Origin of the sequence: Paracoccus halophilus (assembly GCF_000763905.1) — a bacterium.
Lineage (GTDB): Bacteria > Pseudomonadota > Alphaproteobacteria > Rhodobacterales > Rhodobacteraceae > Paracoccus > Paracoccus halophilus.
The window spans coordinates 1-22,463 of the sequence record NZ_JRKN01000034.1 but is presented as its reverse complement, the minus strand read 5'-3'; the positions used below and the strand labels follow the sequence as shown (position 1 = coordinate 22,463).

Here is a 22,463-nt window from a genome sequence, read left to right as displayed (position 1 = left end):
TCCGTAAAGCGACATATCCATCAATAGCCCGTTCCGTGTGACGATGTCATCGGGAACTTGCCGTCACCACATCGGTCCAGCGCCCGCCGTTTTCGGCCGAGATCGCGATGGCTTCCATCGCAGCGACGCCGTCAAGGGCCTGCCGCAGGGAAACCGGATAGGGCTGACCCGTGCGGATCTGGTGCGCGAAGGCGTCCAGTTCCGCGGCGAGGCTGTCGCAGGGCGCGAAATCCTCGCGGTGCAGATGTCCGTCAAGCGTAGCGGTGATCAGGCTGGTCTGGTCCGGCATCTGGGCCCAGCCATTTGCTCCGAACACATGCAGCCGCCAGAAGTTGGCCGTGGACATCAGCGTCGAAAGACTGCCCGTTGCGCCGCAGGTGAAATCCAGCATGACGCTGGTCACGTCCTGCAGTTGCGATGGCACCGCGACATGGCGGCTGATGGTCGAGACTCGCCGCACCGGCCCAAGCAATGCGATCATCAGGTCGAGGATATGGATGCCCATCGCCGCCATGCCGCCCGCTGGATTTTCGCTCGTATCGCCACGCCACATCTGGTCCGTGTATTGATAGCCGAAGCTGCCTGAGAACGCCCCTTCCACGTGCAGCAGGCGTCCAAGCGCGCCTGCGCCGACTTCCAGACGCTGGAAGGCCGGAAGGAAGCGGCGGTTGAAGCCGACACAAAGATGGATACCCGCTCTTTGAGCGGCGGCGGTGGCTTCTTGCGCGTCGTCAAGGTGCAGGGCCAGCGGCTTTTCGACAAAGACATGCTTTCGGGCTGCCGCCGCGTGGCGGATCTGTTCGCCATGCTGGCTGTGCGGGGTGGCAAGGACGACGGCCTCGATCTGGTTGCATGCCAGCACCTCGTCGAAGCTGAGCAGTAGGGTCAGTTCCTGCTTGCGACAAAAATCCTGCGCCTTGCCGGTGCTGCGGGTAGTGGCATGGGTAAAGCGCAGGGCCGAGGTCGGGGCCGTGGTCAAGTTTTCGCCCCAGCGGCCCAGCCCGACGATGGCGGCGCGGACGGGTTGATCGGTCACAGCTTTGCTCCTCCGTCGATTACAAGCTGGCTGCCGGTCATGAAGCCTGACAGGTCCGAGGCCAGATAGACCGCCAGTTCGGCGATTTCCTCGGGTCGGCCCATTCGCCCAAGGGGCTGGCGCGCGTTGAAGGCGCGGCGGGCTGCCTCGCTGTCCGCCATCGCCTCGATCCGGGCCGTCATTGAGGGGGTCTCGACCGCTGAGGGGCAGATCGCGTTGCAGCGGATATTGGCGTGGGCATAATCGCGGGCGACCGACTTGGTCATGCCGATCACCGCCGCCTTGGTCGCGCCATAGGCGAAACGATCCGGTGCCGCACCGATCGAGGAAATGACCGAGGCGATATTGACGATGCTGCCGCTTTTCAGCGGTAGCATCAGGTCGAGGGCGGCGCCCATCATCAGGTAGACCGAGGTCATGTTGATATCCAGCGAGCGCCGCCAGTCGTCCATTGAGCAGGCGCTCAGGTTGCCAGTGGCGACCATACCGGCACAATTCACCTGCACGTCCAGGCGTTCCAGCCCGGCATGGAAGGCGGTGACCGCCGTCGCGTCGGTGACATCCAACGCTTTGACCTGCAGTTGTGGATGCTGCTCTTGCAACTGCGCCAGCCCCCGTGCGTCGTGGTCAAGCGCCTGCACGCTTGCTCCTTCGCGCAGGAAGGCAAGGGCGGTTTCCCGCCCTATACCTGCGGCCGCGCCAGTGACGACGCAGGTTTTGCCCATCAGCCGTGCCACGTCGCGAACCTTTCTCCTGTCATCTCTGGAAAAGATAGTCGGGCAGCCAAAGCACGATCTCAGGGAAGACCGTGATCAGCGCCACGCCCAGACACATCAGGGCAAAGAACGGCACGCAGGCCAGGATGATCCGCCCGATAGGAGTCTTTGTCAGATCCTGAAGGATAAACAGATTGAACCCGACCGGCGGCGTGATCTGCGCAAGCTCGGCCATCAGGATCAGGAAGATGCCGAACCAGATCGGATCAAAACCGGCCGCCACGATCAGGGGCAGCGTGATTGGCAGGCTCATCACCATCATCGAGATGCCTTCGAGGAACATGCCCAGAAGCAGGTAGAACAGCACCAGGATGAAGATCAATTGATAGGGAGACAATTGCAGCCCGTCGATGGCGGTGGCAATGTTGTGGGGGACATGCATGAAGCCCATCGCCGTCGACATGAAGGACGCGCTGATCATGATCGCGGCGATCATACAACTGGTATGGACCGAGGCCATCAGGCTGTCGATGAAGGTCCGCCACGACAGTTGCCAGGTGCAGCCCGCATAGATCAGCGTCGCCGCCACTCCGATCGCCGCCGTTTCCGAGGGCGTGGCCAGGCCGGAATAGATCGCGCCCAGCACAACGCTGATCAGGATGCCGATGGGGGCAAGGTTGGCGATGCCGACCAGCATTTCCCTGAAGCTAGGCGCCGTGATGTCGGCCGGGGCCACGTCTGGTTTGAACAGACTGATGATGATGACATAGGCGGAATAGATGCCTGCGATCATCAGCCCCGGGATCAAGCCGGCGGCGAAAAGGCGCGAGATCGAGACCTCGGCCAGCACGCCATAGACGATCATCATGATCGAAGGCGGAATCAACAATCCAAGGCTACCCGCGCCCGCAAGCGAGCCATAGGTCAGCGCGCTGGAATAGCCCCGCCTGCGCAGTTCCGGGATGGTGATCTTGCCCACCGTGACGGTGGTTGCAGCGCTGGAGCCGCAGATCGCTGCAAAGACCGCCGAGCCAAAGATGTTGGTGTGCAGCATCCGACCCGGCAGATGATAGGTCAGTGGCGAAAGGCCCCGGAACAGCCGGGTTGATACATCCGTGCGCAGGATAATCTCACCCATCCAGATGAACATTGGGATGGCGGACAACTCCCAAGCTGTCGAACTGCGGATGACCAGTGGCGCAAGGATGGTGCCTATGCGGTGGGCCGGCATGTCCATGAACAGCGCCAGTCCAACCGTGCCAACCAGCATCAGGCCGGCAAAGACCCAGACGCCGATCCCCAGGAAGAAGATGACAAGACCGAGGACGCCGAAGGCGACGATCATGGATTCCATGTATTATTCCCCCTCGATATGTTCTTCGGGTACGCCGTTGATGACGGTGTCGATGGTCGAGGCGACAAGCTGGATCAGGAAAATCACCAGCCCGGCAAAGATCGCCGCTGCGATATACCAGGTCGGTGTCGCCATCAGGGTAGGGCTGACCGAGCCTCGGGCAAAGTCGCGGGCGAGGATCAGCCAGACATAGCGCGCCATGAAGGCGAACATCGCGAAGGTCAGCGCGATGCAGACCAGTTCAACGACGATAGCGGCCTTGCCGCTCAGGAAGCGGCGCAGCAGGCTGACGCGCACATGCTTGCGGCTCATGAAGGTGTGGCCCATGGCCAGGAAGGCCATCGCGCCGGTCGCATAGCCGACATATTCGCCCATCGAATTGGTCGAACTGGCGAAGAAATTGCGAAGAATGATTTCGAGGATGATGTGGATGACGATATAGACCAGAAGAACGACGGAAAGCGCTATTCCGGCCCTGGAGCAGATCTCCGATATATGTATGACGGTTCGTGAAAGCATGAATCCGACCTTGGCTTGGTTGAATTAAGGGTGCGCAAGCGAATGCGCACCCGATCGGATCACGAACCGCGCTTCTGGTTGTACTCGTCCAGAATCTGTTGCCCGACTGGCCCGACGGCGTTGAGCCACTCGTCGTAAACCTCTGCACCGGATTCCTTCAGGAACTCCAGGAATTCGGGGGAGACCTCGGTGGTGATGGTGACGCCGTTGGCGCGCATTTCCTCGAAGTTCTGGGCGACACGCTTTTCCAGATCATCCCATGCCGCGTCGCTGGCCTCTACGGCGGCATCGCGAATGATGGCCTGTTGTTCAGGCGTCAGGCTGTCATAGGTATCCTTGTTCATATGGGTCATGTTCAGCGCCATCGAGTAATTGACGGCAGTGAAGTGGTCCAGGAACTCCCAGAACTTGGAGCTGGCGCCGCCATCGGCCGAGGTCAGGACCGAGTCGATGCTGCCCGCCGCAAGCTGCGGTACTGTATCGGCCCAACTGATCTGGACAGCGGTCGAGCCGGCATTCGACAGGGTGCGCACACCGCTGGCATCCCAGCCCCGGATCTTCAGGCCGACCATATCCTCTTTCGAGGTGATCGGCTTCTTAGCCCAGATGCCCGAGGGCGGCCAGGGTGTCGCCCAGAGCAGCACCTGGTTGTGCTTTTCGAACACCTTTTCGTAATGCGGCTGGGCGACCTCCCACAGCAGCTTGGCGTCGGCGTTGGTATTGGCGACGAAGGGCAGCGAGGACAGCAGGAACAATGGCTCGATCCCCGAAAGTGAGGTGGTGATGGTATCGGCCATGTCCAGCGCGCCATCGCCCACGGCGTCGAACTGGTCCACCGACTTGTAACCAAGCGCGCCGCCGTAATGGCCGGTGATCATGATATCGCCATCCGAGGCGTTACGCACTGCCTCGATAAAGACCTGGTCGGCCTGGCCCATGATGGTGGTTTCGCCATATTCGTTGGCCAGATCCCATGAATGGGACTGCGCGAAAGCTGTTCCCGACATGACCGCAAGGGCGAAGGCCGTGCCCATGATCGTGTTGCGCATTGTGATTTCCTCTCTGTTGGTTGCTTGGATACGACGGGCGGGCTTCTACGTCCTTTCTGCCCGTCTATAATGTTTGGCCGCGAAGTTTTCGGTGAACTTGCCCGAGCGCAGGTCTTCGCTGATTGCCTCGGGCGCCCGCTCGGAGGGGTCGCCATAACCGCCCGCACCGGGTGTTTCGATGACGACCATGGTTTCGTCGGTGACGAAAACGCCGGCGATTTTCGAAGGCAGGTTCCTGACGCTGCCGTCGTCCTGAAGAAGGTAGAACTGGCCTGTTTTGCCCGGCTGCCCGCCAAATATTCCCCAGGGCCGGTTCCGGAAACGCTCACCGACGCCGTTGAACTCGCACAGATGGTCAACCGGGCGGATCGAGCGGCGGATACCCATGCCGCCGCGATACTTGCCGGCGCCGCCAGAATCGTTGACCAGCGCGTATTCCTCTACACGCAACGGGTATTCCAGTTCAATTGCCTCGACCGGCAGGTTTGCAGTGTTGGTGATATGGACCTGCACCCCGTCCTTGCCGTCCTTGGTTGCTCGCGCGCCCATGCCGCCGCCAAGCGTTTCCAGATAGACATAAGATCCGCCCGTGCGCGGGTCCGTGCCCGCGAAGACGGCACTGGTATTGGCGCCGTTGGCGGCGCCAATGACGCGGTCGGGCAGGGCCGTAGCAAATGCGCCCAACACCACATCGACGACGCGCTGGCAGGAATTCGCCCGCATCGCGACGCCGGCCGGATGGGCGCAGTTCACGAAGGCGCCCTGCTCGGCCTTGATCTCGATGGCGTCGAAGATGCCCTGGTTGTTTGGCACCTCGGGGTCAAGCAGCGCCTTCAGCGCATAGCAGACTGCAGATTTCGTGGTATTCAGCGTCATGTTGAAATTGCCCGGAACCTGCGCCGAGGTGCCGGTGAAGTCAAAGACGACCTTTTCGCCGGTCTTGTGGACCGTCAGGGCGATCCGCACATCCTGGGTGCCCAGCCCGTCGTCGTCCATCGCGTCGGTAAAGCTGTAATCGCCGTCCGGGATGCCGGCGATGGCCTTGCGCATCCGCTGATTGGTGCGGCTGACGATTTCGTCGCAAAGCGCCACCAGGTGACCCGCGCCATGCCGCGCCACCATCTCGCCGATGCGCTTCACCCCCAGCTTGACTGCGGCGATCTGCGCGTTCAGGTCGCCAAGGCGCTCGTCGGGCAGCCGCATGTTTAGCAGCATGAAGCGCATGATGTCGCCCTGCACCTCGCCACTGCGGAACAGACGCAGGATGGGGATGCGCAGGCCCTCCTTGTAGATCTCGTTCAGACCGCCCGACATCGAGCCGACCGAGGCGCCGCCCACATCGGCATGATGGACGATATTAGCGACGAAGCCCAGCAGTCGCTCACCGTCGAAGATCGGCATCGCCATGTTGATGTCGGGCAGGTGCGAGCCGCCTGCCACATGCGGGTCGTTGGCGATGAAGATGTCGCCCGGCGCCAGGCTGTCCGAATATTGCTCGAGGATAAATCCGATCAGCCCCGACATCGAGGCCAGGTGGATCGGCAGCGCGTTTTCCGCCTGCACGATCAGCCGTCCCTTGCTGTCGGCGATGGCGGTGGAATGGTCGTGCCGTTCCTTGATGTTGGTCGAGAATGCGCTGCGCATCAGCGTCAGGAAGCATTCGTCGGCGACCGAGCGCAGGCTGTTCCAACTGATTTCAATGGTGATCGGATCAAGCGATACGGCTTCAGTCATTGTTGCGTTCCATGATCATGTTCATCGCGCCGTCCACCCGGATCGTCCAACCGGGCGGGACAAGGGTGGTCGTGTCGAACTGGGTGATGAGGGCCGGCCCGAACAGGCTGGTGCCCTCGGCAAGCTGTTCACGCTGATAGACCGGCGAGGGGACGAAGCCCGTCTGCTCGAACCATATCTGTTCGGTCGCGACGGGCTCAGCCTTGCCATCGGGGCGGGCGGCGGTCAGCGTCTGTTTGGCGAATTCCATCGTCGCACGGATGCGGACGTTGACGACTTCGACCCCGGCATCGGGATTGTAGTGGCCGTATGCGGTTTCATGCTGGCGGAAGAAGGCCTGTTTCAGCGCCTCGACCGTGGGCAGGTCCGGCGCATGCCGCGCGGTGCCCAGATCGACCTGCAATTCGTAGTTCTGGCCGATATAGCGCAGGTCCAGGATGATGGTCTGGCAGCGATTCACGATATAGTCGTCGCTGACGGACAGCCATTCCTCAGCCTGCGTGGCTAGCTTGTTGATGGCTGCGGCGATCTGGGGCAGGTTGGCTTCTTCCAGCGGGCAACGGCAGGTGGTGACGTAATTTTCCTGCAGGTCGGCGACGATCAGTCCCTCGGCGCACAGGATGCCCGGCGCGCGCGGCACTAGGATGCGGCGCATCGCCAGGATGTCGGCCACATCGGCGGCATGCAGCCCGCCTGCGCCGCCGAAGCACATCAGCGTATAGTCGCGCGGATCCTGCCCCTTTTCGATCGACACCGCCCGGATTGCACGTGCCATGTTTGATGCGGCGACGCTGACGATCCCGTGCGCCGCCTTTTCGCGCGAGACATCCAGCGGTGCGCTGATCTGCTCGATGGCGGTGCGGGCCAGGTCCGCGTCGATCCTGAACCCGTCGGCCAGGCGCGAGGGTAGGCGGCCCAGCACCACGTTCGCGTCCGAAACGGTCGGCTTGTCGCCGCCGCGCGCATAGCAGGCCGGGCCGGGCACGGCGCCCGCGCTCATCGGGCCTACCTTCAGTAGCCCGTCGGCGCCAAGATGCGCGATCGAGCCGCCGCCCGCGCCGACCGTGTGGATGTCCACCGTCGGTAGGCGGATGCGGAACCCCGCGATGTCGCGCAGGTTCGAGGTGCCGACGCTGCCGTTCTGGATCAGCGCGACATCGGTGCTGGTGCCACCGATGTCCAGCGTGATGATGTTCTCGATCCCCGACAGTTCCGCTGCGGCTGCCGCGCCCACCGCTCCTGCGGCCGGCCCCGACAGGGCGGTGCGCACCGGAAAGCGCGCGGCCTGCTCGATCGACATCAGCCCGCCTGCCGACTGGAAGATGCCAAGCGCGGCATTGGGCGCGGCCTGGCCGATGGCGGCGCTCAGCCGGTCCATGTAGCGGCTGACCTCGGGTTGCAGGAAGGCATTGATCACCGTGGTCGAGAAACGCTCGTATTCGCGGAACTCGGGATGCACCTCGCTGGAGATTGAGACATAGATATCGGGATAGGCTGCCCGCAGCGTGGCGGCCAGCCGTTCTTCATGCGCGGGATTGAGGAACGAGAAGATCAGGCAGATCGCCAGCGATTCCAGCCCTTCCAACTCTCCGATGCGCCGGACGACCAGAGCGATTTCAGCATCGGTGAATTCGGTGATCACCGTGCCGTCGGCGCCGATACGCTCAGCGACCTCAAGGCGATGTTCGCGGTCCACCAGCGGCGGCGGTGCATCGGTTTGCAGGTCGTAGATCGCCGGGCGAACCTGACGGCCAATCTCCAGTAGGTCGCGAAACCCCTTGGTCGTCACCAACCCGGTCCTCGCGCCCTTGCGTTGCAGCAGCGCGTTGGTCGCGACAGTGGTGCCATGGGCGAAGCGGGCGATGTCCTCGCCGTCGATCTCGGCCTTCTTCTTCAACTCCTGCAGGCCGTTCAGGATCGCATCGGACGGATCATGCGGTGTCGAGGGGCGCTTGTGCAGCACCAGCCGCCCCGTCGACAATTGCCTTGCCGAAAAATCGGTAAACGTCCCGCCGACGTCTACGCCGATTACCCAGTCTCCCATCCCTATTCCCTCGAAATGTATAGAAAATTCATGGCTGGCGCAGTTCATCTGGCGTCACCTTCAAAATTGAGTATCCAAATTGGATGCCAAAATGTCAAACGATAATTGATGCTGAGGCGAAAAAATCGCTTTGAGTATGCGATTTGTATTCTCAATCAGGAACTTGCTGCGCGATTTCTTTGCACCGGAATGGCGCTCGCCGACGCTTGGTGCAGCAAATAACGGCCCTGAGGGACTTGATCCGCCGCAAGACCGCCACACGCTGGTCGGCTTGCTTCCCGCGGAGTGTGATTTGGTGGCGGATAGGTCTGGGACACCTATTCGACCGTGGTAAGTTCGTCTGAAACCCACGTCATGAAGCTGCGGAGGGCTTCGGTCTCCTTACGCTTGGCATTGCGGTTCATCGTCAAGACGTGAGGCACGGCAACGCCCGGTCCAAGCGGCGCCTGGACCCGGCCAAATGCCTGCGGGGCTTGTGCATAGGTCGAATAGAGTATGGTCACGCCCGCGCCCGCTGCCGCCAGTTCCAACGCGGAAATCGCGGTATCTACCCGTAGCAGCGGCGCGCTCGCGGCGCGGTGCTGACCCATGCCTTTCGACCACATGTCCCATAGGGAATACTTCCCAAGGATCTCGATCTGGGGCAGGTCCTGCCACGGCGCGCCCTGTGCCAACTGCGCGGCTTGGTCGGGACTGGTGACCAGAACCAGCCGCTGCGTCGCCAGGATGGTCGCTTCAGGGGACGAAAGTTCCCTTTTTTCAAAGGCGAAACTCACATCGGCCAAGTCGATGTTCGGGTCGGTCCAGATCGAGCTGTTCAACTGCACTCCGACGCCGGGATGGCGGGCCTGAAAGGCGTGCAGCCGCGGCGCGATCCACAGGTTCAGGAACGAGATCGGCCCCGAAATGGTGATCGCTCGCCGTTCGCGCCGCCCCGTCAGTCCGCGCGTCGCGGCTTCGGCCATGTCCAGCGCCTGCGAGACGCCGGGCAGATAGGCCTTACCGGCGGAACTCAAATCCAGACCGTTAGATTGACGCTTGAACAGGGGGCGGCCGAAATAATGCTCCAGCGCGCGGACCCGCTGGCTGATGGCGGCCTGCGTGCAGTTCAACTCCTCTGCGGCGCGGGTGAAATTGAGATGCCGCGCCGCCGCCTCGAAAGCCTGAAGATAGACCAGATGGGGTAGTTCGCGCATGTCATAGCCCTATATTCCCTTGGGCAGGCATAATGGATTTGCAGTGGAGTGCAAAGACGAACGGGCCTATCCCATTCTTTCGGATGCATAGCTGCCGGGGGATGCCGGGAAGACGACGGTCTTGTCACCGTTCAGGAAGGCTCGGCGGTGGATATGCGCATGGATCGCGCGGGCCAGCACCTGGCTTTCCACGTCACGACCCAGCGAGACGTAATCCTCGGGCGACTGCGCATGGGTGACACGGATAATGTCCTGCTCGATGATCGGGCCTTCGTCTAGGTCGGCGGTGACGTAATGCGAGGTCGCGCCGATCAGCTTCACGCCGCGCTCGAATGCCTGTTTATAGGGGTTGGCACCCTTAAAAGACGGCAGGAAGGAATGGTGGATGTTGATGATCCTCCCGGACATCTTGCGGCACATTTCATTCGACAGCACCTGCATGTAGCGCGCCAGCACGATCAGTTCCGCGCCGGTTTCCTCGACCAAGGCCATGATCCGGGCCTCGGCCTCGGGCTTGTTTTCCTTGGTGACCTTGATGCAATGGAAGGGAATGTCGTGGTTAACGACGACCTTCTGGTAATCCATGTGGTTGCTGATCACCGCCACGATCTCGATCGGCAGCGCGCCGATGCGCCAGCGATACAGAAGATCGTTCAGGCAATGGCCGAAGCGCGACACCATGATGACGACCTTCATCTTTTCGGTCTCGTCATGGAACTCGGTCAACATATCCAGCGTCTCGGTGATCGGCACGAAACCCTGGCGCAACTGGTCGAGGGTGGTACCCTCCTCGGAAATGAAGCTGACGCGCATGAAGAAGCGGCCGGTTTGCGGATCGTCGAACTGGGCGCTGTCGGTGATGTTGCAGCCCGACTCGGCAAGATAGGTTGAGATCGCGGCCACGATCCCGCGCTTGCTGGGGCAGGCAACGGTCAGGCAATGTTTGGTCATGGTTTCCTCGGGTTGGATGTCGCGTTTTCTTCGCGGCGATGACGGCTTTCGGTGGGCCTGCCGGCTTTCACGCAGTCAGTCCTTCGGGTTCGGGTAGGCCATGCGCCCGGCAGCAAGCGGTCAGCGTATTGGCCAGCAGGCAGGCGATGGTCATCGGACCGACCCCGCCGGGAACCGGCGTGATGGCACCTGCAACCTGCGCGGTGCTGGCGAAATCCACATCGCCGACCAACCTCGTTTTGCCGTCGCGTTCGATCCGGTTGATGCCCACGTCGATCACAGTGGCGCCAAGCCTGATCCAGTCGCCATGGATCATCTCGGGCCGACCGACCGCGGCGACAAGGATATCGGCGCGGCGGCAGATTTCGGGCAGGTCGCGGCTGCGGGAATGGGCGATGGTGACCGTCGCACTGTCCTTCAGCAGCAACTGCGCCATCGGCTTGCCGACAATATTGCTGCGCCCCACGACCACCGCATTCAGACCTGACAGGCTGCCGAGATGGTCGCGCAGCAGCATCAGGCAGCCTAGAGGCGTGCAGGGCACCATCGCCTTCTGCCCGGTGCTCACAAGCCCGACATTCGAGACATGGAACCCGTCGACGTCCTTCGCGGGCGCGATGCTGTTGATCACCAGATCGGGGTCTATGTGGCCGGGCAGAGGCAGTTGCACCAGGATGCCATGGACCTTCGGATCGGCATTCAGCCGTGCGATCATCGCCAGCAGATCCGCCTCGGAGGTCCCGGTCGGCAGCTTGTGTTCGAAACTGGCCATCCCGGCCTCGACCGTCTGGATGCCCTTATTACGGACATAGACCTGCGACGCCGGATCCTCGCCCACCAGCACCACCGCAAGACCGGGCGTGATTCTGTGCTCGGCCTTCACGCCGGCCACCAGCGATGCAACATGCTCGCGAACGGTCGCCGCAAAAGCCTTGCCGTCAATCAGAGATGCAGTCATCGTCTCGCCTTTCGTTCCGTAGGTAGGGGGCGGAGCCGCCTGCATCGTTAGACGCCGGCTACCAGTTGGATTTCGACCGGGGCATTGCCCGGCAGCGTGGCGACGCCGACGGCGCAGCGGCTGCCGATCCCTGCCTCGCCAAGCCGCGCGCGCAGGAACTCCGAGGCGAAATCGGCAAGCCGGGAATGGGCGGTGAAAGCTTCCTCGGCTGCGATATAGACGGTCATGCTAAGGATGGCCGCGATGCGCTCGCCCTCGGCCAACTTGCCGCGCGCGGCTTGCAGCGCGTTGCCGCAGGCCAGGATGACGGCATCGCGGCAGGTCTCGATCGGGGTGTCCTTGCGGATCAGCCCCTGGTGGACCAACTTGCCGTCTAGCCGCGGCGTCATACCGGCGGTGAAGATCAGCGCGCCGTGCCGGGTCGCGGGAACGTAATCGCCCTGCGGAACCGGGGCCGGGTGGGGAGCGCTCATGCACGATACCTTTCGACCAGGGCGGCCAGCCGCTGCACCGCCTCGACCGCCGCCGCATGGTCCTGCGAGAAATTCAGGCGGATGCTGTCGCCGGCATGCGGGCTGAACTCGGTCCCCGGCGTTACGATCACATCCGCTTGCAGGCGCAGAGCTTTGACGAACTCCCCATACGGGATCGTCAGCGCGGGCAGGTGGGGGAACAGATAGCTGCCGGCCTCGGGCGTGCGGGCGAAGCAGCCGTCGATGCTGCGGAAAAGCGCCAGCAGATCGTCACGGATCGCCTGGTGCTGCGCGATGCGATCGGCCATCCAGCCTTCGGGCTCGTTGAACCATGTCCGCAGGACGGCCTGGGAATAGCCCGCGGCGCGCAACGAGACGATGGCCTGCAACTTCTCCATCCGTGCGATCACCTCGGCCGAACCGAAGGCCACGCCCAGGCGATAGCCGCTGAGCGATTCCGTCTTGGACGGCCCCATGATCGTGACGACGTTTTCTGGGGCCAGGTCCATCGCGCGCAGATGGGTATAGCTTGCGCTGGTGTAAAGCAGCCGCGAATACAGCTGGTCCACGATCACCGTCGCGCCATATTGCGCTGCCAGCGCCGCGATCCGGGCGATTTCGTCCCGCGAATAGACGACGCCGGCGGGGTTGTTGGGGTTAGAGAACAAGAAGACCTTCGCCCCAGCGCGAAAGGCTGCCTCCAGCCCGTCGAGGTCCAGCCCGGCTTGTCCCGGCCCCACCTCGCGATAGGCCATCTGGACGGGAAGCATCTCACCCTCGAAGAACTCGACCAGCTTGCGGTTGGCGAAATAGTCGGGTTGCACGATGGCGACCTTGTCCCCGCGCGCGACTGTTGAGGCAACCGCCAGGAACAGCGCGCCCTGGGTGCCGGGGGTGACGATCATCCCGTCGCGACCGTCCACCGGGGCGCCGGTGAAATCGGCCAGCCGCGCGGCGAGTTCCTCGCGGATACCCAGGTCGCCGCGATATTCAGTATAGGCCTGCGCGCCGCCCACGGCGACGCCGGCGGAAAAGATCTCGAACGAACCCGGAGTCGGTTCATGCGCATCGACATCGCCATGCGAGAAATCGACGCGGCGGCCCTGCAGATTGTCGCCAAGCAGGAAAGCCGTGCCGTCCTGCCCCTGCCGGACTTCCTGCCCAGGCGCGTTGTCGGTGCCCAGTCTGCTGAATTTGCTTTGGATCGTCACGGTTCCATTCCTTCTCTTACGCCCTGCTGCTGGATGTTGTGCGCAGCCTATGCAGGTTTAGGAAATAGAAAAAACTGGTTTTTCTAGCTTCAGATGATGGAAAAATCATCTTCCGAGTTGTGCGGTCAGGCCGCCCCCTGTCGCGTTAGCGTCTCGCACAATGCGTGCCACAGCGCCCCGGCCAGGGAGCGCATGCCGATCACGGCCAGCCGGTCCTCGGCCCGGTGGATCAGGAAGACACTCAAGTGGTGCAGGCCGGTGATCGGCTTGAACTGGGACGTGCCGGACTTCGGCACGCTCAGCCATCGCCAGAAGTGGCCGAGGATCCCGCTTTCATCGACGGTCTCGCGAACCCGCACGCGCAATCGCTCTGGATGTTCCTGAACGCGCAGGACCGCTTTCGCCATGCCGAGGAAGTTCGCTTCGGCGCCGCCGAAATCGTCCGCGTAGCCTGACAGCAGCGGCGAAAGGGGAAGTCACGCCACAAGCCTGAATTTCGCAACATGTATAACCGCCCCTTGCGCAAAGAGGGTTTTGGAGCAATTTGGCGCGGTGTCGGGTGCTGACATGTATCCGGCCTTATGCTGCGGCCGTTGTCATGCCGCGGGCCCGTATGGTGTTCGCGGGTCGGACCCAAATCAAAGCCGCGTGCTCGGTGGCACTCTGTTGCGCTCTGGTTTTCCGACCCTGTCTAGCGGCCGTTGCGCCAAGCTGCTCTCAGCCCTCCTCCGCTCCGACGACCTCGCGACCGCTAGCGGACCTTATACCGCCATGGCCGGAGCCCGATAGATCTCTCCGCCCTTCATCAGCGCCCAAACAATCCGCGCCATCTTGTTCGCCAGGGCGACCCGGACCAGCATCGGCGGCTTCCGCTCCAGCATTCTCGCCAGCCAGGTGCCGGGGCGCGCCGAAGCGTGGCAATGACGCTTGATGATGACATTGTTGGCGCCGATGATCAGCAACCGGCGCAGGGAGCGCTCGCCCATCTTCGTCGTGGCACCGAGCCTCTGCTTGCCGCCAGTCGAATGCTGCCGCGGCGTGAGCCCAAGCCATGCTGCGAAGTCGCGGCCCTTGCGAAACATTTCCGGCGGCGGCGCCAATGTGGCAATGGCCGTGGCGATCAGCGGACCGATGCCCGGAATGGTCATCAGACGCCGCGCCACGTCGTTCTCCTTGGCTCGACGGGTGATCTCGGCATCCAAGGTCTCGATTTGATCGTCGAGTTGGGCGAGCGTTGCCGTCAGGACCTTTAGGGAGGCCCGCGCCGTGGCGGGCAGTTCCGGGTACTCGTCCGCGACAAGCGCAATCAGGCGCCGGGCATTCGTCGCGCTCTGTGGCACGACCTGGCCGTATTCGGTGAGATGTCCCCGAAGCGCGTTGATGGCCTGGGTGCGCTGCCGGATGAGCAATTCCCGGACGCGGAAAACGCTGGCCGCCCCCTGCGTTTCTTCGCTCTTCACGGGCACGAAGCGCATGTTCGGTCTCTGCGCTGCCTCGCAGATCGCCTCGGCGTCAGCCGCATCATTCTTTTGTCGCTTGATGAAGGGCTTCACATAGGCGGGCGGGATGAGCCTGATGTCGTGGCCGGGCCTGGCCAGCTCCCGACCCCGGAACCGAAGCGAAATGCGCGCCGCCGCAGGCCTCCATTGCCACAAGACAGGGCGGCAACTTGGCGAAGAACTCATGCACCTGAGCCCTTCTGAGCTTCTTGTGCAAGACAGCACTGCCTTTGCTGTCTGCACCGTGGACCTGGAACACATTCCTCGCCAGATCCAGTCCGACCGTGGTAATCTCCGACATGACCGCCTCCCAATATGGATTGTTGCGATCCCACCATAGCACATCGATGCCGCCGGGGGGGCGGTTACAGAATCAGAGCCCAGGGCAACCCATAACGAACCGGACTCGCCTCGTCCCCGCCCGATAAACATTTCCGGTCCAGGTCGGCCCATCTTATCGCGCCGGACAAAACTCCGGTTCGTATTATAGGGCAATCGCTGATCGGGTGGAACGCAGGGCCTCCCGTCCGTGCCTTCTACCTCCCCGCTGTCATTCGGCGCGACGATGTCTTATCGATGGCGAAACGATTGGGGACAGATCATGCGAACTCATTTTGCGGCTCTTCTCGCTTTCATGGTCGCCACTGGATGCGCCATAGCCTCTGATGTCGTGGTCAAGGGCGCCGGGCCAGATGATCTCCTGAAGTTGCGCGAAGGCCCCGGCCTCAGCCACAAGATCATCATCGGCCTGCCCAACGGAACCCGCCTCACCCGCCAGAACTGCGTGACGAATGACAGTAACCTCTGGTGCAGGGTATCGCTCGCCGACAGGCCCGGTATCTCCGGCTATGTCTGGGCAGACTATCTCGCTCCGCGCTGAAAAAAAGTTCCGGCCCTTTCCGGACGTTCGCAAAGCAGTCAGCCGCCGCACTGCAGCTTCCTCAAGCCAGCCATCTGCGCGCATCGCAGCATTTGCAGCCGCGGCCCGGCGATCAGGCGAGATCACGCAGCTTTGGCTCGCGATCCCAGTACCGCAGCTTTGCCGCGTCCGGCAGCCCGGCCAGATCGGTGATGCCTTCGTCTGCCTCGACGCCGGCCCGATCCAGCAGCGGTTTTGCTCCTCCGCTAGCGCCGATCGCCTTGAGATGCGCGAAGGCGTCCGAGACGAAGCCAACAGCGGCGCTGTCTCTGGCCAGCTTTTTCGCCGCATCCTGGGTCAGCACCAGAGCCACGGCGTCAAAGAGGACCGATGGCGAACCGGCAAGCTGGCCGTCTGCCTCCATCGTTCCGCCGTCAAGTGAAATCCCGCCAACCTTCGGCGCGACAGTGAAGACGGTGCCTTTCTCGGCCTCGACAGCCTTCTTCAGCGTGTCGATCTCGGCCTTGCTCGACCCTTCGTCGAACAGGATCGCGACCTGCCGGCCCTGCAGCGTCTTTTGCCAGTTCTTCTGGATCGACAGGGCGTCCGACGGCTCCAGATCGATCGGCTGCTTGAAGGGTTCTGCCGGCGCAGGCAGTTCCATGCCAAGCCCGTCGGCGACGCGCCTGCCCAGATCCGGGTGCAGCACCTGCAGATGGCCCAGCATCCGTTCGCGAATGTGGACCAGCCCGACCTTGGACAGTTCGAAAACCATGGCCGAAGCGATATGCGCGCGCTCATTATCCGTCATCGAGTTCCAGTACATTCGCGGCTGGCTGTAGAAATCGCCGAAGGCTTCCAGGCGCATCCGAAGCTTGTCGCCCTCGACATGCTGCTCGGCGGAGCGGAAGCCGGTGCTGACCGGGCGCGGGCCGGGATCTTCGCCAGCCTCGTTCAGGCTGTTCGGCTCGTAATTCGCCCGACCCTTGGGCACATGGGTCTGCATCAGCCCGTCGCGCTGCATGTTGGCAAAGGGGCATTTCGGCGCATTGATCGGGATCTGGTGGAAATTCGTCGTCCCCAACCGCGATTTCTGCGTGTCGAGATAGGAAAACAGCCGCCCCTGTAGTAGCGGATCATCGGTAAAATCGATCCCCGGCACGACGTTTGAGGGCAGGAAGGCGGCCTGTTCCGTCTCGGCGAAGAAATTGTCCGGATTGCGGTCGAGCACCATGCGGCCGATCACCCGCAGCGGCACGATTTCCTCGGGAATGATCTTGGTCGCGTCCAGCACGTCATAGGGCAGAGACTCGGCCAGTTCCTTGTCGAAGATCTGGACGGCAAAATCCCATTCCGGGTGATCGCCACGCTCGATCGCTTCCCAAAGGTCGCGGCGGTGGAAGTCGTTATCCGCCCCCTGCGCCTTGGCGGATTCATCCCAGACGAAGGATTGCGTGCCCAGTTTCGGACGCCAGTGGAATTTGCAGAATGTTTCCTCGCCCTTCTCGTTGACCAGCTTGAAGGTATGAACGCCGAAGCCCTCCATCATCCGCAGGCTGCGCGGGATGCCGCGATCCGACATCGCCCATATCAGCGTATGCAGCGTTTCCGGCATCAGCGAGACGAAATCCCAGAAGGTGTCATGCGCCGAGGCGGCCTGGGGATAGGCGCGGTCGGCCTCCATCTTCACCGAGTGGATCAGGTCGGGGAACTTGATGGCATCCTGGATGAAGAAGACCGGGATATTGTTGCCGACAAGGTCCCAGTTGCCCTCATCGGTGTAGAACTTCACCGCAAAGCCCCGCACGTCGCGCGGCGTATCCACCGAACCGGCGCCGCCTGCCACGGTCGAAAAGCGGGCGAAGACCGGCGTCTTCTTGCCCTTCTTCGAGAACAGGCTGGCGCGGCTGATCTCCGGGATCGGATCGGTGCATTCGAAATAACCATGCGCGGCCGAGCCGCGGGCATGGACAATCCTCTCCGGAATCCGTTCATGGTCAAAATGAAAGATCTTTTCGCGCAGCACGAAATCTTCAAGCAGGGTAGGACCGCGCGCGCCAGCTTTCAGGCTGTTCTGGTTGTCCGAGATCGGGACGCCGAAATTCGTCGTCATCGCCGGGGTATCGCCGGTGGCGATCTGGTGGCGCTCACCGCCACTTCCCTTTTCAGTGTCGAAGCTTTTGTCGTCAGCCATTTTTCCTGCCTTTCTGCAAATAGGTGGGAACGGTCGTAATGACGGGCCTTGGCAAGCAAACTGACCGACCTGATGGAAGTTCCGTCGATCAACTTACCTGTAGCTGAAAATCTCCTGATCAGGATCGCGCTTGCCCGCGATGCGGGCAGCGATGATCTGCGCGCCGATGACCGAGAAGGTGATGCCGTTGCCGCCAAAACCCATCACGGTATGGACGCGACTGAAGCCGGGAACGGTATCGAAGATCGGCAGCCCGTCGGTCGTGACGCTGAACGGGGCTGACCAGGTATAGGCGGGCTTGCCGATATCGACACCTGTCAGATCGCGTAGCTTGCGCGCGATGATGACGGCCTTGCGCTGCAACTTGTCAGGGTCGGAATTCGTGGTCGCGGCATCCTCGTCTTCACCACCCGCGATGATCCTGCCCGACGCATCCGTGCGGAAGTAGAGATAGGGATCCGAGGCTTCCCAGACGATGGTTTGCGTCATCCACTCCGGCAGGCGCTTCAAGGGTTTCGAGGCCAGGGCCCAGGTCGATGTGACATGGTGCGCCGAGGTCTGCATCTGTGGCAGATGCTCGTAGCCGGTGCAGAAGACCACATGATCGGCGGTGACAACTTCGCCCTGACGGGTCGCCAGAGCGACGCCGCCGGGCAGTTCGGCCATGTCGGTGATCTCGACGGGCGAAATCACCTTTGCGCCGCGCTTTATCGCGCGGGTCAGCAAACCAGCCGTCAGCTGCGCGGGGTTGGCCGACGCCGAGGCAACCGAACGGATCGCGCCAGTCCTGTCCATTCCGTATTCGTCGGCAAGCTGTGCCGCGGTCAGGTATTCGGCCTCGATCCCGATCGCACGGCGCGCCTCGGCCTCGGCCTTCAAGGCGCGCTTTCCCATCTGATCACCAGCCAGGTACAGCGCCGGTTTGCGTTCCATCGCACAGTCGATACGAAGAGCGTCAACCAGATCGACCAGATCATTGACGGCCTTTGCCGAACGGCGCCAGGCGGCATTTGCCTTGGCAGTCCCGATCTGGCGCTGCAATTTTGTCAGCGGCACGTCGATCTCATGCTGGATCATGGCCGTTGAGGCGGGGGTCGACCCGCGAACAGGAGGGCGCCGGTCGATCACCAGCACCGATCTGCCACGGGCGGTCAGCGCCTCAGCGACAAGCGCGCCGCTGATCCCTGCGCCGACAACGATCACCTCGGCATGATCGACGTTCAGCGAAACCTCGCCCGATACGGTAGAGTTCGACGTCCTCACCCAGAACGGCGTCCCAGTCCTGAGATCGTCCTTGCGGGTGTCCGCATCCCGATCTGCCATCTGTCCTCCAAACGCACACCGATCGCGCTTAACCCGCTGCGGACAAAACGGTTCCTCAGACGGCGGAAGCCGATCATTCGCACACTCCGCTTTGTTGCAGAGCGCTTTTGCACGTAAGGCAAAACGCCTTTTAGACTTCCGGCCCTGTGCCGACCTCGGCAACGCGCCAAGATGCCGCATTGCGGTCCGCCGTTCCGGTCATTCGCTGCACCTGCAAAGCTGAGGAACGGGCAAATTCACGCAATGCGGGACATTGCAGAAGTTCGCAGCACCTTCAACTTCATCCGAGAATACTTCCGACGAGGTACGGTCGTGCCAGCTGGACAGCGCGACAATACTGGTCCGAACTACATGAAACTTGGCTTGTCGCCCAGGACGTTCCCGGTATCCTTCGCGGACCCACCGGACCGGGCCGATAGGGCGCCTAAAGGGTCGTGCAGATCGGACCGTATATGGCCTCGATCCGTGCCCGTTCCAACGCCGCCGCCGGGTCCTTGCCCGTGACGAAATTCAGCATCATGCCGCCATCCTCGTGTTCCAGCTTGTGGCAATGCAACAGGTAGCGGCCTTCGTAGGCGTCAAATCGGATCAGGACATCGACCTGCTCGGGGCCCCATTTCAGCACCGTGTCCTTCCAGCCGGCTTCCCACGGTTCAATATGGGTGCGTCCACGTCCGCTGCGCTGGACGATTTGGAAGTGGGCTCCATGGACATGGATCGGATGCGGCGCGCCCTGTGCCGAAATGAACCGCCAGCGTTCGACCTTACCGAAAGGAATCGCGAAATCTATCCGGCGCGGGTCGAAACCCTGGCCATTGATCGTGCTGTCATTTTCAAAGCGGAAGATGCGGTCGGGGGACTCGCCGGCATGGGACAACGGCTCGATTTCGGACAGGAGGTCGGGGATTCGCCACGTGTCGGGGGCATCTCCGCGAATGGCGATCTCTAGCAGTGGGTCTTCGAAATTGGTATCATGCAGCCCGACCATGTCGCCCGGTGCCATGCCGCGCAAGTCGAGGATGAGGTCCAGCCGCTCGGCCGGGCCGATCTCGACCTGATCTATCGGGGCCGGCGCTGGCAATAGCCCGCCGTCGTTGCCGATTATCGTGATCGGCGCATCGGCGGAAAGCCGGAACACACGGGCGTTGGCGCCGTTCAGGATACGCAGCCGCACCTGCCGGTTGGCCAACTCGGTCCGCGGATTGACCACGCCATTGACCAGCGGTAGGGATCCCTCGGTCCCGTCCGGGTTGAACGGGTAGAGCAGCTTGCCCAGCCCGTCGGTCTCTGCGTCGCGCAACACGAGGAACAGCTCGTCGTCGCCCGAGGGCAGGTTCAGCGCTTCCTCCTCGTCATCCTCGATAACGAACAGCCCGCCCAGCCCGTGCCAGGCCTGCCGTGCCGTCGCACCGTGGGGATGGGGGTGATACCAGTTCAACCCGGCGCGTTGGCGGATCGGGAAACAGATCTCCCTCTCCTCGCCTGGAAGGATTGGAAACTGCGGCTGCCCATCGGCTGCGGTTGGCGCGACCAGCCCGTGCCAATGGAAGGTCGTTTCTTCATCAAGTTGGTTGGCGACTCGAACGCGGAACTCCTGCCCCTTGCGGACCCGGATCAGAGGGCCGGGGCACTGGGTGTTATAGCCGTATCCGCTGCTTTGGCTGCGGGTGAACGGCAAGCGGGCGCGAGTGGCGGTCAGGGGCTGCGAGAAATTGAACGCGCGCGGGCGTGGTAACACAGGCCGTTCGGGTGTCGCGGCAAAGCCACCGAGTGCGGGCACGCCAAGGCCAAGTGAGGCCAATGAAGTCAGAATTTTGCGTCGTGTCAGCACGTCGGATCCTTTGCGTGGGGTCGCGGCGGCTGGACAGAAGCTGGCGGTGCCAAGGGGTTGCGAGGGTTCTACCAAGAATGGCGCAGGTCCAGCAATCGGATATCACCACCTCCGACAAGTTGGTGCAAGCCGCATGACCGGTTGAGGAAAGCCAGACAACAGCCTCATCACTTGCGCCGAATGTCTAAAAGTGGGCTCGGACCGGCCATGCGGCGGCGCAGCGTCGCTGATGCCCTGTGCCGGGGCCTCTGCTGTGCAAGGTCGGCCCTTTGCGGACCGTCGCGACCAAACATGATGCTGCGGTCCGGCCCGCCGGTCCGGTCATTCGCCGCGCTCGCGAAGCCTGAGCAAACCTGAATTCACACTATGCGGGACATTGCTGCCATTGCATTGCCGGCATAAAGTCGTGTTTCCTTGGTCGTGAATGTTAGGAGACATCAAATGAAGCTCGGACTTGCCTTTGCTCTGACTGTGATCGCAACACCGTGCTTGGCTGATGTCGCACCCGGCTATGACCGTATGGAAAACACGGCACGAAAGGACCGCCCGCTGGCGCTTTCCGTTTGGTATCCATCGGAGAGCGAGGCCACTACCGCAGTGGGAGGGAACGCGGTTTTCACAGGATCGTCGGCGTCGGTGAACGCCCCAGTCCCGTCAGGCCCGCTGCCGTTGATCGTTCTGTCGCACGGTGGGCTTCGCTCCGCAGAAGACTCGGGCGCATGGCTTGCATCGTCCTTGGCGCAAGCCGGGTTAATCGTGGTCGAGGTCAGTGCACCCCGTCCATTGAGTGCGGCAGCGGCAGTGCATGAGATATTTGAACGTCCCCGCGATATAAGCCGCGCTGTCGATACAGTGCTGGACGATCCCCGCTGGTCAGGTGCCATCGATACGAACCGGATCTTCGTTGTGGGCTATGCTCTTGGTGGCACGGCCGCCCTTTTCGTGGCGGGCGCGAACCTTGATGCGAACCGATATGCGCAATCTTGTGATGAGGGCGGCGTAGGTGGCCCCGATTGCGCTTGGTATGCCGCGCAGGGCGTCACACCGGAAGAGATGCGCGGACGGATCAATGCCAAGCCACTGCATGATGCCCGCATCACTTCCGCTGTTGCGGTGATGCCCGAGTATCTTTCCGCGATCGAGGTCGATGCGACAATTCGCGGGCCTTCCATGCTGACTATCTCGTTGGGGCAAGGCGGTGCATCCGATGCCCGGATCCGCAACGTCGCGATTTCCGACGCAACAGCCTTCGATGCGTTCGCCATCTGCACGGAAGTCGGTCCGGCGATCTTGATGGAGGAAGAAGGCGATGCAGAAATCTGCGGAGCCTCCCCCGAGGGTCGAAACCTCGCGCACAGGGGTATCGCCAATGCCATCACCTCTTTCATTCAGGGAGGTGCGGCGCCGACAGCAGCCCAGTAGCCGCGAATGACGGCAATGGGCTCGGACCGGCCATGCGGCGGCGCAGCGTCGCTGATGCCCTGTGCCGGGGCCTCTGCTGTGCAAGGTCGGCCCG

18 protein-coding genes and 1 pseudogene are annotated in these 22,463 nt (G+C 62.4%); 2 read left to right on the top strand and 17 right to left on the bottom strand.

The window, feature by feature from the left end; genetic code table 11:
* Positions 1–46: 46 nt before the first annotated feature.
* The 14 genes and pseudogenes from IT41_RS16395 to IT41_RS16330 all read right to left on the bottom strand — a co-directional run bounded on the left by IT41_RS16395 (position 47) and on the right by IT41_RS16330 (position 15,041).
* Positions 47–1,036: a Gfo/Idh/MocA family protein gene (locus IT41_RS16395; RefSeq protein ID WP_052081715.1), complete on the bottom strand. Its 990-nt coding sequence runs from the start codon at positions 1,034–1,036 to the stop codon at positions 47–49.
* Complete coding sequence (locus IT41_RS16390; RefSeq protein WP_036743415.1) at positions 1,033–1,773, bottom strand: SDR family oxidoreductase; 741 nt, start codon at positions 1,771–1,773, stop codon at positions 1,033–1,035. The genes IT41_RS16395 and IT41_RS16390 overlap by 4 nt, the downstream gene beginning before the upstream one ends.
* A 19-nt stretch (positions 1,774–1,792) precedes the next feature.
* A complete protein-coding gene (locus IT41_RS16385; RefSeq protein ID WP_036743413.1) occupies positions 1,793–3,106 on the bottom strand; it encodes a TRAP transporter large permease in 1,314 nt (437 codons plus the stop codon).
* Positions 3,107–3,109: 3 nt separating this feature from the next.
* On the bottom strand, positions 3,110–3,625 hold the full coding sequence (locus tag IT41_RS16380) for a TRAP transporter small permease subunit (protein WP_052081713.1): 516 nt from the start codon (positions 3,623–3,625) through the stop codon (positions 3,110–3,112).
* Between the two features lie 59 nt (positions 3,626–3,684).
* On the bottom strand, positions 3,685–4,674 hold the full coding sequence (locus IT41_RS16375) for a TRAP transporter substrate-binding protein (protein WP_036743409.1): 990 nt from the start codon (positions 4,672–4,674) through the stop codon (positions 3,685–3,687).
* Positions 4,675–4,719: 45 nt separating this feature from the next.
* The gene (locus IT41_RS16370) at positions 4,720–6,408 is read right to left on the bottom strand and encodes a hydantoinase B/oxoprolinase family protein (protein WP_036743406.1); all 1,689 of its coding nucleotides are present in this window, start codon (positions 6,406–6,408) and stop codon (positions 4,720–4,722) included.
* On the bottom strand, positions 6,401–8,452 hold the full coding sequence (locus tag IT41_RS16365; protein WP_036743404.1) for a hydantoinase/oxoprolinase family protein: 2,052 nt from the start codon (positions 8,450–8,452) through the stop codon (positions 6,401–6,403). Before IT41_RS16365 ends, IT41_RS16370 begins: the two co-directional genes overlap by 8 nt.
* Positions 8,453–8,769: 317 nt before the next feature.
* Positions 8,770–9,648: a LysR substrate-binding domain-containing protein gene (locus IT41_RS19560; protein ID WP_052081711.1), complete on the bottom strand. Its 879-nt coding sequence runs from the start codon at positions 9,646–9,648 to the stop codon at positions 8,770–8,772.
* A 66-nt stretch (positions 9,649–9,714) separates the two neighbouring features.
* Positions 9,715–10,599, bottom strand: coding sequence for a formyltetrahydrofolate deformylase (purU, locus tag IT41_RS16355; protein ID WP_036743403.1), 885 nt, complete (start codon positions 10,597–10,599; stop codon positions 9,715–9,717).
* 67 nt (positions 10,600–10,666) lie between these two features.
* Complete coding sequence (folD, locus tag IT41_RS16350) at positions 10,667–11,557, bottom strand: bifunctional methylenetetrahydrofolate dehydrogenase/methenyltetrahydrofolate cyclohydrolase FolD (RefSeq protein ID WP_036743426.1); 891 nt, start codon at positions 11,555–11,557, stop codon at positions 10,667–10,669.
* A gap of 47 nt (positions 11,558–11,604) precedes the next feature.
* Positions 11,605–12,030: a RidA family protein gene (locus tag IT41_RS16345; RefSeq protein WP_036743401.1), complete on the bottom strand. Its 426-nt coding sequence runs from the start codon at positions 12,028–12,030 to the stop codon at positions 11,605–11,607.
* The gene (locus IT41_RS16340) at positions 12,027–13,241 is read right to left on the bottom strand and encodes a pyridoxal phosphate-dependent aminotransferase (protein WP_036743399.1); all 1,215 of its coding nucleotides are present in this window, start codon (positions 13,239–13,241) and stop codon (positions 12,027–12,029) included. The genes IT41_RS16345 and IT41_RS16340 overlap by 4 nt, the downstream gene beginning before the upstream one ends.
* A gap of 125 nt (positions 13,242–13,366) precedes the next feature.
* On the bottom strand, positions 13,367–13,648 hold the full coding sequence (locus IT41_RS21710; RefSeq protein ID WP_036743397.1) for a hypothetical protein: 282 nt from the start codon (positions 13,646–13,648) through the stop codon (positions 13,367–13,369).
* 354 nt (positions 13,649–14,002) lie between these two features.
* Positions 14,003–15,041, bottom strand: a pseudogene (locus IT41_RS16330) (IS110 family RNA-guided transposase).
* Between the two features lie 300 nt (positions 15,042–15,341).
* Here IT41_RS16330 and IT41_RS16325 point away from each other — a divergent pair.
* Entirely contained in the window at positions 15,342–15,620 is a 279-nt protein-coding gene (locus IT41_RS16325) for an SH3 domain-containing protein (RefSeq protein ID WP_081967592.1), read from the top strand.
* Positions 15,621–15,732: 112 nt separating this feature from the next.
* Here the strand turns inward: IT41_RS16325 and IT41_RS16320 are convergent, their stop codons facing one another.
* The 3 genes from IT41_RS16320 to IT41_RS16310 form a co-directional block, all read right to left on the bottom strand.
* On the bottom strand, positions 15,733–17,793 hold the full coding sequence (locus IT41_RS16320; RefSeq protein ID WP_036743394.1) for a catalase: 2,061 nt from the start codon (positions 17,791–17,793) through the stop codon (positions 15,733–15,735).
* Positions 17,794–17,886: 93 nt separating this feature from the next.
* Entirely contained in the window at positions 17,887–19,296 is a 1,410-nt protein-coding gene (locus tag IT41_RS16315; protein ID WP_231564787.1) for an NAD(P)/FAD-dependent oxidoreductase, read from the bottom strand.
* A gap of 244 nt (positions 19,297–19,540) precedes the next feature.
* Complete coding sequence (locus IT41_RS16310) at positions 19,541–20,947, bottom strand: multicopper oxidase family protein (RefSeq protein WP_139221743.1); 1,407 nt, start codon at positions 20,945–20,947, stop codon at positions 19,541–19,543.
* A 441-nt stretch (positions 20,948–21,388) separates the two neighbouring features.
* Between IT41_RS16310 and IT41_RS20905 the strand changes: the two genes are divergently transcribed.
* Positions 21,389–22,369: an alpha/beta hydrolase family protein gene (locus IT41_RS20905; RefSeq protein WP_139221744.1), complete on the top strand. Its 981-nt coding sequence runs from the start codon at positions 21,389–21,391 to the stop codon at positions 22,367–22,369.
* The last annotated feature ends 94 nt before the right edge of the window (positions 22,370–22,463 follow it).